Here is a 16,985-nt window from a genome sequence, read left to right as displayed (position 1 = left end):
CAGATTTCGAAATCTGTCATCTGTCGACTGTCTTTTTGTTCGCCCACGGGCCCGCCCGGCCGTCCATCCACGTGCCCCACCCCCGTTCGGCCCACCAGCGCCCGCCGCCGCCCCGTCGCGCCCCGCATGCTGGGGCGGGGGAGCAGGGGCCGCAGGCCGCTACCCGAGGAGTGGGATCACCGATGGCCAAGGCGTTCGGCTTCGTCGACTACGGCGGACCGGAGACACAGGAGTTCCTCGACCGCCCCGCGCTGGAGGCCGGCCCCGGCCAACTGGCGATCGCGGTCCGCGCCGCCGGGGTGAACCCGGTGGACTGGAAGGTCCGCCGGGGTTTCCTCGGCCGCGAGCGCCAACTCCCCACCGTCATGGGCCAGGAGGCCTCCGGTGTGGTGCAGCAGGTCGGCCCCGGGGTCACCGGCTTCACTCCGGGCGACGAGGTGTTCGGCCTGGTCGCCGCCGGAGCCTTCGCCGAACAGACCCTGCTGCGCGCCGAGTTGAGCGCCCTCAAGCCCGAGGCCGTCGGCTTCGACCGGGCCGCGACGCTCTGCGTCTCGGTCGCCACCGCCGACGACGCCGTCCGTCAACTCGCCCTCGGCGCCGGCCGGACCCTGCTGATCCTCGGCATCGCCGGCGGGGTCGGCAGCGCCGCCGCCCAGATCGCCCGCAGCCAGGGCCTGACCGTGCTCGGCACCGCGAGCGATGCCAACCGCGAGTACGTGGAGTCCCTCGGTGCGACCCAGGTCCGCTACGGCGACGGCGTCGCCGAGCGCATCACCGCGGCGGCCCCCGACGGCGTCGACGGCATCCTCGACCTGATCGGCGGCGACGCCCTGCGTGCCGTGGCCGACGTGATCGGCGACCGCACCGAGCTGGTCAGCACCGCCGACCCTGCGGTCGTCGCCGAACTCGGCGGCCTGTACGTCACCCGCTCCACCACCTCCGAGACCCTCGCCGCCCTGGCCGCACTCGTCGCCGCCGGTGACCTGGACCCCCAGGTCACCGGCCGCTACCCGCTCACCCACGCCGCCGAGGCGGTCGCCGCGGTCGAGTCCGGGCACGCCCGCGGCAAGGTCGTCCTCGAAGTCGCCTGACCGCCGCACCAGCCTGACCGCCGTACAACGCCGTACAACGCCGTACGGCGCCGTACAAACCCGACACGAAACAGGCCTGACGAAGAAACAGCAGCCGGAAAGCAAGAGCCATGAAGCAGACCTCCGTCACCACCAACGCCCCGTGCTGGGTCGAGTTGGGCACCTCCGACCCGGCCGCCGCCACGACCTTCTACAGCGAGCTGTTCGGCTGGCGCCCCGACAGCGACGTCCGCCCCGACGCCGGCGACTACACCCAGATGTTCCTCGGCGACGCCTCGGCCGCCGCCATCACCCCGCGCTACGGACCGCAGCAGCCGATCGCCTGGACGGTGGCCTTCGCGGTCGCCGACGCCGCCGCCACCGCCGCGGGGATCGAGGCCGAGGGCGGCCGCATCCTCAAGGCGCCCACCGATGTGTTCGACCTCGGCGTCTTCTCGGTGGCCGCCGACCGGTCGGGCGCGGTCTTCATCCTCTGGCAGGCCCGCGCCTTCCCGGGCGCCGACGTGTTCAACGAGCCCGGCTCGCTCGGCTGGGTGGAGCTGCTCACCCGCGACCGGGCCGGCGCGACCGCCTTCTACCCGGCGGTCTTCGGCTGGTCCGTCGCCCCGTCCGAGCGCTACACCCAGTGGGGCCTGGACGGCCAGGACTTCGGCGGCATGCTGGTGATGGGCGAGGACTTCCCGCCGTCGGTGCCGCCGCACTGGCTGCCGTACTTCTCGGTGGCCGACGTCGACAACACCGTCGACCGGGCGGTCACCCTCGGCGCGGACGTGCTGATGCCCTCCTACTCCATGCCGGGCGGCCGACGGATCGCCGTGCTGCGCGACGCCCAGGGCGCCGCGTTCGGCGTCTACACCGCTCCCGCGGACAGCTGAGCGGAGGGCTCCGGCGGAGTCCCCGAGCAGAGCGCTCTAGCCGAGGCGACGAGCCGGGCGCCGCGAGGCCCGCGTGCGCCACCCGCCCACCGCCGCCCCCGCCGTGACCAGCAGCGCGCCCATCGGCACCACGTCGCCGATCCGGTCGTACCAGGTCAGCGTCCCGGGCGCGGTGAGCGGCAGCCGTATGGTCAGCGCCCCGGTGGCGTCGGTGCCGAGCCGGGCCAGCTCCCGCCCCTGGGCGTCGAAGGCGGCGGAGACCCCGGTCAGCGAGGCCTGTACGGCCGGACGCCCGGTCTCGGCGGCCCGGATCGCCGCGAGCGCCACGTGCTGCCGGGGCGCCCAGGTGTGCTGGAAGGTCGAGGTCGAGGACTGGTAGACCAGCACCCGGGCACCGTCGAGCGCCGCGGTCCGGGCCATGTCCGGGAACGCCGACTCGAAGCAGATCAGCGCCCCGACCGGCAGCGGCCCGCCCGCCCGGTCGACGGCCGGCAGCGGGTGGAAGGCGGTGCCGGGCACCCGGTTCTCGCCCGCCGCCCGGCTGACCCCGGCGATCCAGCCGAGCGCCGGCCGCAGCGGGATGTACTCGCCGAAGGGCACCAGCCGGATCTTGCGGTAGCGGTCCACCACGCCCGACGGGGAGACCAGCACCGCGTCCTTGGAGATCCGGCCGTCCGCCTTGCGCGCGTCCTCCCCGGCCATGATCTCGGCGCCGGTGGTCGCGGCCAGCCGGCGCAGCGCGTCCAGTGTGACCGGGTCGTGGTCCAGGTCGGCGGTGGTGCTGCTCTCGCCCCACACCACCAGGTCCACCGGCTGCCCGACCAGGGCGGCGGTGGCCTGGGCGCTCGCGTCGAACCGGGCCCGCGGGTCCTCCACGGTGCCCGGCTGGACCAGCGCCACCGTCACGGCGCCGGTGCGCACCGGCGCCTGGCGCAGCGCGAACAGCAGCGGACCGGTGGCCAGCACCAGCACGGCGGTCAGCGCCGCCGCCGCCCGGGGCTGCCGGTGCACGGTGGTCAGCACGATCAGCACCGCGGTGTTCACCGCCGCTACCGCCGCGCTGACCAGCCAGATCCCGCCCGCCGAGGCCAGCCCGAGGATCGCCGGGTGCTGCCATTGAGTGGCGCCGAGCAGCGCCCACGGCCCGCCGAGCGCGTGCCAGGAGCGCGCGTACTCGGTGGTCACCCACACCGCCGGGACGACCAGCAGCGCCAGCAGCGCCCGACGGGTGGTCAGCGGTGGGCGCAGCAGCCGGTGCACCGCGTACCCGACCGCCGCCTGCAGCGCCCCGAACAGCACCGCGAGCACCGGCAGCCCCGGCCCGATGGACGGCACCAGCCAGTACATCGCGGTGAGGATGAACCCCGCCCCGAACCACCAGCCGCGCACCGCCGCCTCCCGCCCGGACGGTGCCCGCTGCATCAGCAGCAGCCCGGGGACGAGCGCGACCCACGCCAGCCAGGCCTGTTCCGGCGCGGGGAAGGCCAGTACCGGCACCGCCCCGGCCGCAAGCGCCCCGAGCCGCGCCCGGTACCGGTGCGGCGCGCGCGGTTCCCGTTCCCCGGCGGGCGAGGTGGCGGCCGGGGTGGCGGTCGTGCTCAGGGCTTGGCCGGCGGGAGCGATGCGACGCGACATGCCCCGTATTGTCCGCTCGGGCGCGGAACGCCACCAGTGTTCCCGTCACCCGAATGGATGACGGGAACACCACGTTTCGAACGCGCGAGCCCCGGGCCGGTCAGCCCTCGTCGCCCTCCAGGTCGCCCTCGGTCTCCAGGAACGCGGCCTGCAGCTGCTCGATCAGCTGCGGGTCCGGCTGCTCCCACAGCCCGCGGCCGGCCGCCTCCAGCAGACGCTCGCTGATCCCGTGCAGCGCCCACGGATTGGCGCCGGCCAGGAACTCCCGGTTGACCGGGTCGAGGACGTACTCCTGGGTCAGCTTCTCGTACATCCAGTCCGCGACCACGCCGGTCGTGGCGTCGTAGCCGAACAGGTAGTCGACCGTCGCGGCCATCTCGAAGGCGCCCTTGTAGCCGTGGCGGCGCATCGCCTCGATCCAGCGCGGGTTGACCACCCGGGCACGGAAGACGCGGGCGGCCTCCTCGGTCAGGGTGCGGGTGCGGACCGTCTCCGGGCGGGTGGAGTCGCCGATGTAGGCGGTCGGCGCCTTGCCGGTGAGGGCGCGGACGGTGGCCACCATGCCGCCGTGGTACTGGAAGTAGTCGTCCGAGTCGGCGATGTCGTGCTCGCGGGTGTCGGTGTTCTTCGCGGCCACGGTGATCCGCTTGTACGCCGTCTCCATCTCCTCGCGCGCCGGGCGCCCGTCCAGCCCGCGGCCGTACGCGTAGCCACCCCAGACCGTGTACACCTCGGCCAGGTCGGCGTCGGTGCGCCAGTCCCGGCTGTCGATCAGCTGGAGCAGGCCCGCGCCGTAGGTGCCCGGCCGGGAGCCGAAGACCCGGACGGTGGCTTTGCGCTCGTCGCCGTGCACCGCGAGGTCGGCCTGCACATGGGCCCGGACGAAGTTGTCCGCGTCGGCCTCCTCCTGGGCGGCGGCCAGGCGCACCGCGTCGTCCAGCAGGGCGACCACGTGCGGGAAGGCGTCCCGGAAGAAGCCGGAGATGCGCAGCGTGACGTCGATGCGCGGGCGGCCCAGCTCGTCCAGCGGGATCGGCTCCAGGCCGGTGACCCGGCGCGAGGCTTCGTCCCAGACCGGGCGGACGCCGAGCAGGGCGAAGGCCTCGGCGATGTCGTCACCGGCGGTGCGCATCGCGCTGGTGCCCCAGAGCGAGAGCCCGACCGAGGGCGGGTAGACGCCGTCGTTGTCGGCCCGGTAGCGGTCGATCAGCGAGGAGGCGAGCGCCTGGCCGGTCTCCCAGGCGAGCTTGCTGGGCACGGCCTTCGGGTCGACGGAGTAGAAGTTGCGGCCGGTCGGCAGCACGTTGACCAGGCCGCGCAGCGGGGAGCCGGACGGCCCGGCGGGGACGAAGCCGCCCTGGAGCGCGTGCAGCACGGCGTCCAGCTCGTCGGTGGTGGCGGACAGGCGCGGCACCACCTGGGTGGCGGCGAAGGCCAGCACCTCGCGGACGGCCTCCGGCAGCCCGGCGGCGACCTTCTCCACCGCCTCGGGCGCCCAGTCCTCGGCCTCCATCGCCTCTACCAGGGCGCGGGCCTGAGCCTCGGCCGCGTCGGTGGCGCCGAGGGTGAGCGCGGCCTCGTCCAGGCCGAGCGCCTCGCGCAGGCCGGGCAGCGCGCTCACGCCGCCCCAGATCTGCCGGGCGCGCAGGATGGCGAGCACGATGTTGACCCGGTCGGTGCCGGTCGGGGCCTGGCCGAGGACGTGCAGACCGTCGCGGATCTGGGCGTCCTTGACCTCGCAGAGCCAGCCGTCGACGTGCAGCAGGAAGTCGTCGAAGCCGTCGTCCTCGGGGCGCTCGTCCAGGCCGAGGTCGTGGTCCAGCTTGGCGGCCTGGATCAGGGTCCAGATCTGGGCGCGGATCGCGGGCAGCTTGGCCGGGTCCATCGCGGCGATGTTGGAGTGCTCGTCGAGCAGCTGCTCCAGGCGGGCGATGTCGCCGTAGGAGTCGGCGCGGGCCATCGGCGGCACCAGGTGGTCGACCAGGGTGGCGTGGGCGCGGCGCTTGGCCTGGGTGCCCTCGCCCGGGTCGTTGACCAGGAAGGGGTAGATCAGCGGCAGGTCGCCGAGCACGGCGTCCGGCCCGCACTCGGCGGACAGCGCGGCGGTCTTGCCGGGCAGCCACTCCAGGTTGCCGTGCTTGCCGAGGTGGATGACGGCGTGGGCGCCGAAGCCGCCGTCCTCCTGCGCGGCCTCGATCCAGCGGTAGGCGGCCAGGTAGTGGTGGCTCGGCGGCAGGTCGGGGTCGTGGTAGATGGCGACCGGGTTCTCGCCGAAGCCGCGCGGCGGCTGGATCAGCACCAGCAGGTTCCCGGAGCGGATCGCGGCGAGCACGATGTCGCCGTCCGGGTTCTGCGAGCGGTCGACGTACAGCTCGCCGGGGGCCGGGCCCCAGTGTTCCTCGACCTGCTCGCGCAGGCCCTGCGGGAGCGTCGCGTACCAGCGGCGGTAGTCGGCGGCGGGGATGCGGACCGGGTTGCGGGCCAGCTGGTCCTCGGTCAGCCAGTCCTGGTCGTAGCCGCCGGCCGCGATCAGGGCGTGGATCAGCGCGTCACCCTCGTGGCCGCTCTCGCCGTCGTCGAACACGGGCAGGTCGTCCCCGAGGTCCATGCCCTCCGCGCGCAGCCGGTCCAGCAGGCGCACCGCGCTGGCCGGGGTGTCCAGGCCGACGGCGTTGCCGACCCGGGCGTGCTTGGTCGGGTAGGCGGACAGCACCAGCGCGAGGCGGCGCTCGGCGGCCGGGGTGTGCCGCAGCCGGGCGTGCCGGACGGCGGTGCCGGCGACGCGGGCGGCGCGCTCCGGGTCGGCGGCGTAGACGGTCAGGCCGTCCTCGTCCAGCTCCTTGAAGGAGAACGGGACGGTGATCAGGCGGCCGTCGAACTCCGGCACCGCGACCTGGGTGGCGGTGTCCAGCGGGGACAGGCCGTCGTCGCTGGCCTCCCACTGGGCGCGCGACCAGGTGAGGCAGAGCGCCTGCAGGATCGGGCGGTCCAGCGCCGCCAGCGCGCCGGCGTCCCAGGCCTCCTCGTCGCCGCCGGCCTGGGCGTCGGCCGGGCGGGTGCCGCCGGCGGCCAGCACGGTGGTGACGATCGCGTCGGCCTCGCCGAGCACGGCCAGCAGCTCGGGCTCGGCGCCGCGCAGCGAGGCGCAGTAGTAGGCCCTGGCCTGGGCGCCCTGGGCCTCGACGGCCTGGCAGAGCGTCTCGACGAAGGCGGTGTTGCCGCTCATGTGGTGGGCGCGGTAGTAGAGCACCGCGATGGTCGGGCCCTCGGTCACCGTGGCCGTGCGCTCCAGGGGGCCCCAGGCCGGGGCGGAGGCGGGCGGGGCGAAGCCGTGGCCGGTGAGCAGCACGGTGTCGGAGAGGAAGGCGCCCAGCTCGGCCAGGTTGGCCGCGCCGCCGTGGGCGAGGTAGGCGTGCGCCTCGGCGGCGATGCCGGCCGGGACGGTGGACAGCTCCATCAGCTGGGCGTCGGGGGCCTGCTCACCGGTCAGCACGACCACCGGGCGGGGGCCGGCCAGCAGTGCGTCCAGGCCCTCCTGCCAGGCACGGCGCCCGCCGAGCAGACGGACCACCACGAGTTCGGTGCCCTCCAGCAGCTCGGGCAGGTCCTCGGGGGACAGCCGGGCCGGGTTGCCCAGCCGGTACGGGACCGGGCCGGTCGAGGCGCGGGCACTGAGCAGGTCGGTGTCGGACGTCGACAGCAGCAGGATCATGTGAAGGCCCTCCCGGCCTCGTCGGTGGCCAGGGTGGCCGGGGTGGCCGGAGTGGCCGCGGTGGTGGCCGGGGACACGGGCGCGGGCATGCGACAGCGCGGGTGCATTTCTGCCTTCCTCGGGGTCCGCGCCCCGGGCCGGTGGAGGACGGCGGGAGTTCCTGGCTCCCGCGGCCGACCGGTCTCCCGGTGAACCGCGGTCACAGTGGCGGGACCGCACCGGGCTTGCACCGGTTTCCTCCCCTGCGCCGTCGCTGGCGTACGGGCGGTCCGCTGGGACCGCCCGCCAGCATCGTACGGGGTGCGGCTGACCTGGGGGAGGGCGAGCTCCGCCACGTCCGGCGCGGGGGCGGCGTACGGGCGGTCGCGGCGGACCGCAGGGCGGGCCGCGGGGGCCGCTCACCTCCCGGTGCGCCGGCCGGGCGTGCGAGTGGGCGTGCGAGTGGGCGTGCGGGCCGGGGCGCGAGCCGGGTGTGCTGCCGGGCGGCTCCGGGTGATGCCGGGTGTGATGCAGCGGACGGAGGCAACCGATCGGATCATCTGTATGCTCGCCGCCATGCCACCGACACCCGACGCCACCGCGCCGGGCGCCGCGGTGCCCGACCGGGGGCGCGCGGACGCCTGCCCCGGGGCGCTTCGTCTACACCCGGCCGACGACGGCGCCCTCGCCCGGGTCCGCCTGCCCGGAGGCCTGCTGACGGACCGTCAGGCACTGACGCTGGCCGAGGCGGCAGAGGCCCTGGGCGACGGCGAGTTGGAGACCACCTCACGCGGCAACGTCCAACTCCGCGGTCTGGCCGCGGACTGCGGCGCCGAACTCGCCGACCGGCTGCGCGCCGTCGGCCTGTTGCCCTCCGACACCCACGAGCGGGTGCGCAACATCGTCGCCTCGCCGCTGGCGGGGCTGGGCCCGGCCGATTCGGCCGATGTGCAGGCCTGGGTACGGGAACTGGACGCGCGGCTGTGCGCGAGCGATTGGGCGGCCGCACTCTCCGGCAAGTTCCTGTTCGCGCTGGACGACGGGCGGGGCGACGTCGCCGCGCTCGACGCCGATGTGACATTGATCGCAGCTTCGGACGGGCCCGCCGTACTGCGCCTCGGGCGCGCCGCCGACGGACACCCGGTCGAGCCCGGGCGGGAGGTGACGGCCGTACTGGACGCGGCCCGCGCCTTCCTGGACGCACTGCGGACCGCCGGCCGCAAGGCCTGGCACCTGCGCGAGGTGCCCGAGTTGCTGCCGGCCGGCACGGTGCCGCTGCCTGCCCTCACCGGTGCGGCGCCCGCCGTGGGCGCGCTGCCCGGCGGGCTCTCGCTGGGCATGCGCTTCGGGCGGGCGAGCGCCGCGCAGTGGCGTGCGCTGGTCGCCGCCTCGGCCGGTGAGCTGCGGCTGACCCCCTGGCGCGGCGCGGTGCTGCCCGGCGCTGCGGCCGACCGGCTGCCCGCGCTGGAATCGGCCGGCTTCCGGACCGCGCCCGGTTCGGCCTGGGAGCGGGCCACCGCCTGCACCGGCCTGCCGGGCTGCGCCAAGTCGCTGGCCGACGTCCGGGCGGACGCGGCCGGGGCGTTGGAGTCGGACGCGGCCCGGGCGTCGGCGTCCGGACCGGGCGGACTGCCGGTTCACTGGTCCGGCTGTGAACGGCGCTGCGGCCACCCGGCCGGGCGATGGGTGGACGTGCTCGCCACCGGGCACGGCTACCGGGTGACGGTCAAGGGGCCGGCGACGACCGCGGGTTCTTCCGTGGACGTGAGGAACGAGCAGATGGCCGAGGCGGTCGCCGAGGCCAGGAGGACCACGAAGTGATCGAGTACGAGAAGGACGGCGCGTCCATCTACCGCCAGTCCTTTGCCACCATCCGCGCGGAGGCCGATCTGGCCGCCCTCCCGGCGGACGTCTCCCAGGTCGCGGTGCGGATGATCCATGCCTGCGGGATGGTCGACCTGGTCGAGGACCTGGTGTACTCGCCCGGCGTGGTCGCCTCGGCACGCGCGGCGCTGCACGCCGGCGCGCCCATCCTCTGCGACGTCAACATGGTCGCGAGCGGCGTCACCCGCAAGCGGCTGCCCGCCGACAATGAGGTGATCTGCACCCTCACCGACCCGTCGGTGCCCGAACTCGCCCGGAAGATGGGCAACACCCGCAGCGCGGCGGCCATGGAGCTGTGGCTGCCCCGCCTCGAGGGCGCGGTGGTCGCCGTCGGCAACGCGCCGACCTCGCTGTTCCGCCTGCTGGAGATGATCGAGGCGGGCGCGCCGCGTCCGGCCGCGGTGATCGGCGTCCCGGTCGGCTTCATCGGCGCCGCCGAGTCCAAGCAGGCGCTGGCCGAGCACCCGTCCGGCCTGGAGCACCTGGTGGTGCGCGGTCGGCGCGGTGGCAGCGCGATCGCCGCCGCCGCCATCAACGCGATTGCGAGCGAAGAAGAGTGACGGAGCATCAGGTCGCTGTCGGCCGACTGTACGGTGTCGGGCTCGGCCCGGGCGACCCCTCGCTGGTGACCGTCCGCGCGGCCGAACTCATCGGCAAGGCCGACGTGGTGGCGTACCACAGCGCCCGGCACGGCCGCTCCATCGCGCGCTCGATCGCCGAGCGGTATCTGGCGGGTGGTCAGATCGAGGAGAAGCTGGTCTACCCGCTCACCGTCGAGACCACCGACCACCCGGGCGGCTATCGGGGCGCGCTGGACGAGTTCTACGAGGAGGCCGCCGCCCGGCTGGCCACCCACCTGGACGCCGGACGCGACGTGGTAGTCCTCGCCGAGGGCGACCCGCTGTTCTACGGCTCCTACCAGCACATGCACAAGCGGCTGGCGCACCGCTACCCGACCGAGGTGGTGCCCGGCGTGACCTCGGTCAGCGCGGCGGCGGCCCGGCTCGGACAGCCGCTGACCGAGGCCGAGGAGACGCTCACCGTCATCCCGGGCACCCTGCCCGAGGAGGAGCTGACGGCGCGGATCGCCTCCGCCGACTCCGCCGTGATCATGAAGCTGGGCCGCACCTTCCCGACCGTCCGGCGGGCGCTGGAGCGGGCCGGACGGCTGGCGGACGCCCAGTACGTCGAGCGCGCCTTCATGGCGGGGGAGCGCATCGCGCCGCTCGCGGAGGTCGACGGCGAGACCGTCCCGTACTTCTCGGTGGCGGTGCTGCCGAGCAAGGTCGCACCGCTGGAGCCGAGCGTGCGGCTGTCGGACGGCACGGGCAGTGTGACCGTGGTCGGCACCGGGCCCGCCGGGCCGCTCTGGCTCACCCCCGAGGCGCGCGGCGCGCTGGCCGAGGCCACCGACCTGGTCGGTTACACCACCTACCTGGACCGGGTGCCGGAGCGGCCGGGACAGCGGCGGCACGGCTCGGACAACAAGGTGGAGTCGGAGCGTGCCGAGTTCGCCCTGGAGCTCGCCCGGCGCGGGCACCGGGTCGCGGTGGTCTCCTCGGGCGACCCGGGCGTCTTCGCGATGGCCACCGCGGTGCTGGAGGTCGCCTGCGAGGAGGCGTACCGGGACGTGCCGGTGCGGGTGCTCCCCGGGATGACCGCCGCCCACGCGGCCGCCTCCCGGGCCGGGGCCCCACTGGGGCACGACTACGCGACGGTGTCGCTGTCGGACCGGCTCAAGCCCTGGGACGTGGTGGCCAAGCGGCTGCGCGCCGCCGCCGAGGCGGACCTCGTGCTGGCGCTGTACAACCCGGGCTCGAAGTCCCGCACCACCCAGGTCGGCCTGGCCCGGGACCTGCTGCTGGAGTACCGCGCGCCGGAGACCCCGGTGGTGATGGCGCGTGACGTCGGCGGGCCGACCGAGCGGATCCGGATCGTCCAGCTGGGCGAGCTGGACCCGGCGCTGGTCGACATGCGGACGATCCTGCTGATCGGCTCCTCGCAGACCCAGGCGGTCGAGCGGGGCGGCGGCGTGGAGGTCGTCTGGACGCCTCGGCGCTACCCGGAGGCATGACGGGCGGGGCGCTGACGACAGACGGCTGGCGGATGACAGTCGGCGGATGACAGAAAACAGCAGACAGAAAACAGATGACAGATGACAGATTTCGAAATCTGTCATCTGTCATCTGTTTTCTGTCTGCTGTTCGCGGCCGGCAGTCAGCGGGCTGCAGCCGCCTACGGCCAGCAGCGGGCGGCGGCCGACAGTAGCCCGCGGCCCGCGGCCGGCGGTCAGCCCGTGTCCGACCGCCGGCCGCCGCCCGTCACCGGGTCGGCTTGGTGATCAGCAGCTCGGTGTTGTGGTCCTCCCCGGCACCCAGCAGGGCCGAGACCCTCCCGTTCGGGTCGTTGTACGACAACTCGCGGTACAGCGCCGCGAGGTTGGCGTCCGAGGTGCTGTCGAAGTCGGTCGCGTACGGCGCGGAGGACTCGATCAGCGTGGTGAACAGGGAGAGCGTGCCGTCCCCGTTGTCCGCGACCTCGATGATGCGCCCGTGCTGCGGGTAGTCGATGTGCGAGGCGGTGTTGATCTCCCAGAACGCCCGCTCCGGCACCTGGTGGCCATGCGCCGTGATCTTGTTCATGTGGGTGTGCCCGTTCACCCACGCGACCACGTTCGGGTAGCGCTGCAGCAGGGCGACCAGCTCGTTGCCGTCGTGCCGCTTCTCGAAGATGTTGCGCGGGTCCGGCAGCAGGTTGCCCATCGAGCCGCTGGTGTGGTGGCTGAAGACCAGGATCAGGTCGTCGGTGTTGCCGCCCGTCACGCGGTTCCCGTTGGTGTCGTACCAGTGTCCGCTGTGCGCCTTCAACTGCTGCTCCAGCCAGCGCAGTTGGGCGGTGCCCAGGGAACCGTCGGCGAACCCGGCCTGGTTGGTGGTGTCCAGGCTGATGCCGACCACCTTCTCCGAGATCCGGAAGGTGTAGTAGAGCTTGCCGCTGCTCACCATGTCCGAGGTGAAGCCGTGTCCGTGCGGGCCCGCGCCGGTGGCGGCCGCGTCGAGGTGGGCCTGGGCGAACTCCTTGAGCGTGAACGGGTGCCGGCGCTCGTCCGGGGTCACCCGGCGCACCGCCTCGCCGCTGGCGAGCAGCTTGGCGAGGAGCAGGACGGCGCCCGCCGGGTCGCGGCGCAGCGAGTCCATCAGCTGGGCCGCGGTCGCGTCGTCGCAGCCCTCCAGCTTGAACTCGCCGGTGTAGAGGTCGTTCAGCAGCCCGAAGTCCGGCAGCGTGCCCTCGATGCTGTCGTCGTGGTTGCCGACCGTCGTGTACCAGGGGGTGTGCAGGCCCGGCGCGTCGAAGGGGCGGCCGGCGGCGGACAGGAAGCCGGGTATCTGCGGGAAGCCCTGCGCCTTGTAGCTGTCCTTGTAGGCGAGTTCGGGGTTCCAGAAGCCGGCGTTGCCGGAGTTCTGCACGCCCTCGTAACGGGTGGGGTCACCGGTGTTCTGGGCCATCCGCCCGCCGCCCATGACCGTGAGGTACCAGTCGAGCTCGGCCAGCTCGTGGTTGTCGGTGTTGTCACCGGTGGCCATCACCATGCTGAACGGCATGCCGGTGTAGGGGCCGCCGTCGAGCGAGTTGACCCGCTCGACCAGGGACGACACGCCGCGGGCATTCAGGGCCTCCTGCGGCCGGTAGGCACTGCCGTTGCTCTTGGCCAGGAACTCGAATCGCACCGGGGACTCGGTGTCCACCAGGTGCAGGTCGCTGAACTGGACGAAGCTGGCCAGCCCGGTGCGGCGGTCGTCCCGCCCGGCGCCCGGCGCCGCGAGGTCCCCGCGCACCACCAGCGGCCAGCCCGGCCCGGCGGTCAGCCGCTTGTAGGAGCCGGTGCCGACCGGCGTGGCCACCTGCTCCAAGGTGGTGCCGGCGACCTTGACCGCCCGCGCGGCGGTGGTCGCCAGCGCCTGATCGCGCGCCGCGGCCGAGGCGAACTGGGCGCCGCCGAGAGACAGGGCCGACCAGGCGGCGGCCACCGACGTACCCGTGAGGAACGTACGACGTCTCATCCCTGCCACAAAAACCCCCACATGCTGATGGCCCGGTCGGGCGAGCGCCCCGTCCACCGGACCTGAGTGTCATGAACCCGCACTTCTGGCGGACCGCCAGATTACCCATGGGTAGGCGCAGGGTGTTAGGCCCGTGCAGAGAACTTCTCGGGAACGGGGGGCGGCGGCTGCCGCGCAGGTCGCACACGGGGTGGCCGCCGTGGGCGGGCCGGGACGCGCGCCGCCACCCCGGTCGGGGCGGAGCCGGAGTGATGGGGGAAAATCGGCGGCGACGGCCGGTGCGGTCGCCGAGGCAAGCGGGACGGCGCGCGAGCGCGGTCCGACGCTCGGACGTTCGGAAGTGGGGCGCAGGTGGCCGCAGCGGGAGCCGAGGCGGGAGGCCGGGCCGGCCAGCTGAAGAGCAGCGGCCTGCGGCACGGCTGGACGACGGGCGCCTGCGCCACCGCCGCCACCAAGGCCGCCTACACCGCGCTGCTCACCGGCGACTTCCCGGACCCGGTGACCATCACCCTCCCCAAGGGCCAGCAGCCCGCCTTCGCCCTCGCCGCCGAGGAGCTGGAGACCTCCGACGGCCGGCCGGTCAGCGCCATGGCCGGGGTGGTCAAGGACGCCGGGGACGACCCCGACGTGACCCACGGCGCGCTGATCCGCTCGACCGTACGGGCCGGCGAACCCGGCGCCGGGGTGGTGTTCCGGGCGGGTCCCGGGGTCGGGACGGTCACCAAGGCGGGCCTGCCGCTGCCGGTCGGCGAACCCGCGATCAACCCGGTGCCCCGGCAGATGATCCGGGACGCGGTGGCCGAGGTGGCGGCGGCGCACGGCGGCAGCGGGGACGTGGTGGTCGAGGTCTCCGTCGACCACGGGGAGGAGATCGCCCGCTCGACCTGGAACCCGCGTCTGGGCATCCTCGGCGGGCTCTCCATCCTCGGCACCACCGGGATCGTCGTCCCCTACTCCTGCTCGGCCTGGATCGACTCGATCCGCCGCGGTGTGGACGTGGCCCGGGCGGCGGGGCGCACCCACGTGGCGGGCTGCACCGGTTCGACCTCTGAGAAGGTCGCGGTCGCGGTGCACGGACTGTCCGAGGACGCGCTGCTCGACATGGGCGACTTCGCCGGCGCCGTCCTCAAGTACCTCAAGCGCCACCCGGTGCCCCGGCTGACCATCGCGGGCGGCTTTGCCAAGCTGTCCAAGCTCGCCTACGGCCACCTCGACCTGCACTCCGCGCGCTCCCAGGTGGACAAGGGCTATCTGGCCGAACTGGCCCGCCGCGGTGGGGCGGACGAGGAGCTGGCCCGGGTGGTGGCGGGTGCCAACACCGGGCTGGAGGCGGTGCAGCTGTGCCGTGCGGCCGGGGTGCCGCTCGGGGACCTGGTCGCCGAGGCGGCCCGGGCGACCGCGCTCGACGTGCTGCTGGGCTCGCCGGTCACGGTGGACGTCATCTGCATCGACCGCGCGGGCACCGTCGTCGGTCGCGCGGAACCGCTCGGGCCCTGAGGGGCGTCGAGTTGAGTGCCTCGCTCGTGCAGCGGAAGCTCAACACTATCGCGCGGTGATGTGAAGATCTGACACTCATGCGGGGTGAGAAACGGACAAAAGTGGCGCAGCGTTCACCCTTGATTCTGTCGCAATCTCAACCATGAGATATGGTCTGCCGGGTGACAGGCGACTACCTCAACCGTATCGGCACCCTCATCCGTACCGCGCGCCAGCACCGCGGCTGGTCCCAGGCGCAGCTCGGAGAGGCACTCGGCACCAGCCAGAGCGCGGTCAACCGCATCGAACAGGGCAAGCAGAACGTCAGCCTTGAGATGATCGCCCGCATCGGCGATGCCCTCGACAGCGAGATCGTCTCCCTCGGCTACTCCGGCCCGATGCACCTGCGCGTCACCGGCGGCACCCGACTCTCCGGCGCGATCGACGTCCGCAGCAGCAAGAACGCCTGCGTGGCGATCCTCTGCGCCTCGCTGCTCACCACCGGCCGCACCACGATCCGCAGCGTCGCCCGGATCGAGGAGGTCTACCGCATCCTCGAAGTGCTCACCAGCATCGGCGTCAAGAGCCGCTGGATCAACGACGGCCGCGACCTCGAACTCACCCCGCCGGCCGAGCTCGACCTCGCCGCGATGGACGTCGAGGCCGCCCGCCGTACCCGCAGCGTGCTGATGTTCCTCGGCCCGCTGATGCACCGCGCCGAGCGCTTCGCCATCCCGTACGCGGGCGGCTGCGACCTCGGCACCCGCACCGTCCAGCCGCACCTGACCGCGCTGCGCCGCTTCGGCCTGGAGGTCGCCACCACCGGCGGCGCCTACCACGCCTCGGTCGAGCCCGGCGTCCCGCTGGACCGCCCGATCGTGCTGACCGAGCGCGGGGACACCGTCACCGAGAACGCCCTGCTGGCTGCCGCGCGGCACGACGGCGTCAGTGTCATCCGCAACGCCTCGCCCAACTACATGGTCCAGGACCTCTGCTTCTTCCTGGAGGAGCTGGGCGTCAAGATCGAGGGCATCGGCACCACCACCCTCACCGTCCACGGCGTCCCGGAGATCACCTGCGACGTCGACTACACCCCGGCCGAGGACCCGGTGGAGGCGATGAGCCTGCTCGCCGCCGCCGTGGTCACCTCCTCCGAGCTGACGATCCGCCGGGTGCCGATCGAGTTCCTGGAGATCGAGCTCGCGGTGCTGGAGGGCATGGGCCTCGACTACGACCGGACCCCGGAGTACCGGGCCCACAACGGCCACACCCGCCTGGTCGACCTCACCGTGCGCCCGTCCAAGCTGACCGCGCCGATCGACACCATCCACCCGATGCCGTTCCCCGGCATCAACATCGACAACGTGCCGTTCTTCGCCGCCATAGCCGCGGCCGCGCACGGGACCACGATGATCCACGACTGGGTCTACGACAACCGCGCGATCTACCTCACCGAGCTGACCCGGCTCGGCGCGGACGTCAAGCTGCTCGACCCGCACCGCGTGCTGGTCCAGGGCCCGACCCGCTGGCGCGCCGCCGAGATGATGTGCCCGCCCGCGTTGCGCCCGGCCGTGGTCATCCTGCTCGCCATGCTCGCCGCCGAGGGCACCTCCGTCCTGCGCAACGTCTACGTCATCAACCGCGGTTACGAGGACCTGGCCGAGCGCCTCAACTCGATCGGCGCGCAGATCGAGACCTTCCGCGACATCTGACGGTCCTGACGGTCTGTCATCGAGCTGACCGGCCTCACCCGTTGAGGCCGGTCAGTAGCGCGGCGACGTCCAACCCGGTGTTCAGGTAGTCCACGAACACCGGGTTGTTCAGTGCCCGGGGCGAACGCCGCTCCCGGACCAGCCGGATCGCCTCGCCGCTCTCGTGTCCGAGGTCGACCAGCGCCTGCGCGACCACCAGACCCGAGCGGTTGTACCCGGAGTGGCAGCGCACCAGCGTCCGACGGCCCCGGCGGACGGCGGCCGCGGTGAGCTCGGCGGCCTCCTGGACGGCCAGCAGCTGGCCGGGGGAGAACGGGTCGTCCGGCACCTCCCGGACGATGTGCTCCACCTGTCGCGCCGGGCCGTGCCCGGGGAGCGTGAACAGGCTCACCACCAACTCGAACTCGCCCTGGACGATCGCGAGTTGCAGCTCGCCACCTGGCGGCGTGTAGTAGTGCCCACCCATCCAGAGCCCGGGGACGATCTCGTTCCAGGGCTCGGACGGCCCGGGGGTGTTGCGTTCCTTCTGGCGGGTTCGCACCCCTGCTCCTTCCGGACCC

The 16,985-nt window shown here is 73.6% G+C and carries 11 protein-coding genes and 1 riboswitch; of the genes, 7 read left to right on the top strand and 4 right to left on the bottom strand.

The annotated features are described in order from the left end of the window. Positions 1 to 182: 182 nt before the first annotated feature. Positions 183 to 1,091, top strand: a complete 909-nt coding sequence (locus ACH4E7_RS05405; RefSeq protein WP_396247660.1) for an NADP-dependent oxidoreductase — start codon at positions 183 to 185, stop codon at positions 1,089 to 1,091. A gap of 110 nt (positions 1,092 to 1,201) precedes the next feature. Continuing rightward, positions 1,202 to 1,966, top strand: coding sequence for a VOC family protein (locus ACH4E7_RS05400; RefSeq protein ID WP_396247659.1), 765 nt, complete (start codon positions 1,202 to 1,204; stop codon positions 1,964 to 1,966). Between the two features lie 36 nt (positions 1,967 to 2,002). Here ACH4E7_RS05400 and lnt read toward each other — a convergent pair whose 3' ends face one another. Next, positions 2,003 to 3,601, bottom strand: a complete 1,599-nt coding sequence (gene lnt, locus ACH4E7_RS05395; protein WP_396247658.1) for an apolipoprotein N-acyltransferase — start codon at positions 3,599 to 3,601, stop codon at positions 2,003 to 2,005. Between the two features lie 100 nt (positions 3,602 to 3,701). Continuing rightward, a complete protein-coding gene (gene cobN / locus ACH4E7_RS05390; protein WP_396247657.1) occupies positions 3,702 to 7,313 on the bottom strand; it encodes a cobaltochelatase subunit CobN in 3,612 nt (1,203 codons plus the stop codon). A gap of 154 nt (positions 7,314 to 7,467) precedes the next feature. Then, positions 7,468 to 7,553: riboswitch (cobalamin riboswitch) on the bottom strand. A 315-nt stretch (positions 7,554 to 7,868) separates the two neighbouring features. On the opposite strand from cobN, the gene ACH4E7_RS05385 reads away from it, so the two are divergent. The 3 genes from ACH4E7_RS05385 to ACH4E7_RS05375 are packed head-to-tail and all read left to right on the top strand — an operon-like array spanning position 7,869 to position 11,250. Then, positions 7,869 to 9,113, top strand: coding sequence for a hypothetical protein (locus ACH4E7_RS05385; RefSeq protein WP_396247656.1), 1,245 nt, complete (start codon positions 7,869 to 7,871; stop codon positions 9,111 to 9,113). Continuing rightward, complete coding sequence (locus ACH4E7_RS05380; protein WP_396247655.1) at positions 9,110 to 9,736, top strand: precorrin-8X methylmutase; 627 nt, start codon at positions 9,110 to 9,112, stop codon at positions 9,734 to 9,736. Before ACH4E7_RS05385 ends, ACH4E7_RS05380 begins: the two co-directional genes overlap by 4 nt. Continuing rightward, a complete protein-coding gene (locus ACH4E7_RS05375) occupies positions 9,733 to 11,250 on the top strand; it encodes a precorrin-2 C(20)-methyltransferase (protein ID WP_396247654.1) in 1,518 nt (505 codons plus the stop codon). The genes ACH4E7_RS05380 and ACH4E7_RS05375 overlap by 4 nt, the downstream gene beginning before the upstream one ends. A gap of 247 nt (positions 11,251 to 11,497) precedes the next feature. Here the strand turns inward: ACH4E7_RS05375 and ACH4E7_RS05370 are convergent, their stop codons facing one another. Continuing rightward, positions 11,498 to 13,237: a TIGR03767 family metallophosphoesterase gene (locus ACH4E7_RS05370; protein WP_396247653.1), complete on the bottom strand. Its 1,740-nt coding sequence runs from the start codon at positions 13,235 to 13,237 to the stop codon at positions 11,498 to 11,500. A gap of 351 nt (positions 13,238 to 13,588) precedes the next feature. Between ACH4E7_RS05370 and ACH4E7_RS05365 the strand changes: the two genes are divergently transcribed. Together ACH4E7_RS05365 and ACH4E7_RS05360 are read left to right on the top strand one after the other, a co-directional pair. Then, complete coding sequence (locus tag ACH4E7_RS05365; protein WP_396247652.1) at positions 13,589 to 14,734, top strand: cobalt-precorrin-5B (C(1))-methyltransferase; 1,146 nt, start codon at positions 13,589 to 13,591, stop codon at positions 14,732 to 14,734. Between the two features lie 161 nt (positions 14,735 to 14,895). Further along, entirely contained in the window at positions 14,896 to 16,425 is a 1,530-nt protein-coding gene (locus tag ACH4E7_RS05360; protein WP_396247651.1) for a UDP-N-acetylglucosamine 1-carboxyvinyltransferase, read from the top strand. 34 nt (positions 16,426 to 16,459) lie between these two features. Here the strand turns inward: ACH4E7_RS05360 and ACH4E7_RS05355 are convergent, their stop codons facing one another. Next, a complete protein-coding gene (locus tag ACH4E7_RS05355) occupies positions 16,460 to 16,966 on the bottom strand; it encodes a protein phosphatase (protein ID WP_396247650.1) in 507 nt (168 codons plus the stop codon). Positions 16,967 to 16,985 lie beyond the last annotated feature (19 nt).

The organism is Kitasatospora sp. NPDC018058 (assembly GCF_044327205.1).
Lineage (GTDB): Bacteria > Actinomycetota > Actinomycetes > Streptomycetales > Streptomycetaceae > Kitasatospora.
The sequence above is the reverse complement of the archived record's forward strand: the minus strand, read 5'-3'. Positions and strand labels throughout refer to the sequence as shown.

Excerpts from the sequence above, each read along its gene's own strand:
- ACH4E7_RS05405 (WP_396247660.1), top strand. The coding sequence starts at position 183 with ATGGCCAAGGCGTTCGGCTTCGTCGACTACGGCGGACCGGAGACACAG.
- ACH4E7_RS05400 (WP_396247659.1), top strand. The coding sequence starts at position 1,202 with ATGAAGCAGACCTCCGTCACCACCAACGCCCCGTGCTGGGTCGAGTTG.
- lnt (WP_396247658.1), bottom strand. The coding sequence starts at position 3,601 with ATGTCGCGTCGCATCGCTCCCGCCGGCCAAGCCCTGAGCACGACCGCC.
- cobN (WP_396247657.1), bottom strand. The coding sequence starts at position 7,313 with ATGATCCTGCTGCTGTCGACGTCCGACACCGACCTGCTCAGTGCCCGC.
- ACH4E7_RS05385 (WP_396247656.1), top strand. The coding sequence starts at position 7,869 with ATGCCACCGACACCCGACGCCACCGCGCCGGGCGCCGCGGTGCCCGAC.
- ACH4E7_RS05370 (WP_396247653.1), bottom strand. The coding sequence starts at position 13,237 with ATGAGACGTCGTACGTTCCTCACGGGTACGTCGGTGGCCGCCGCCTGG.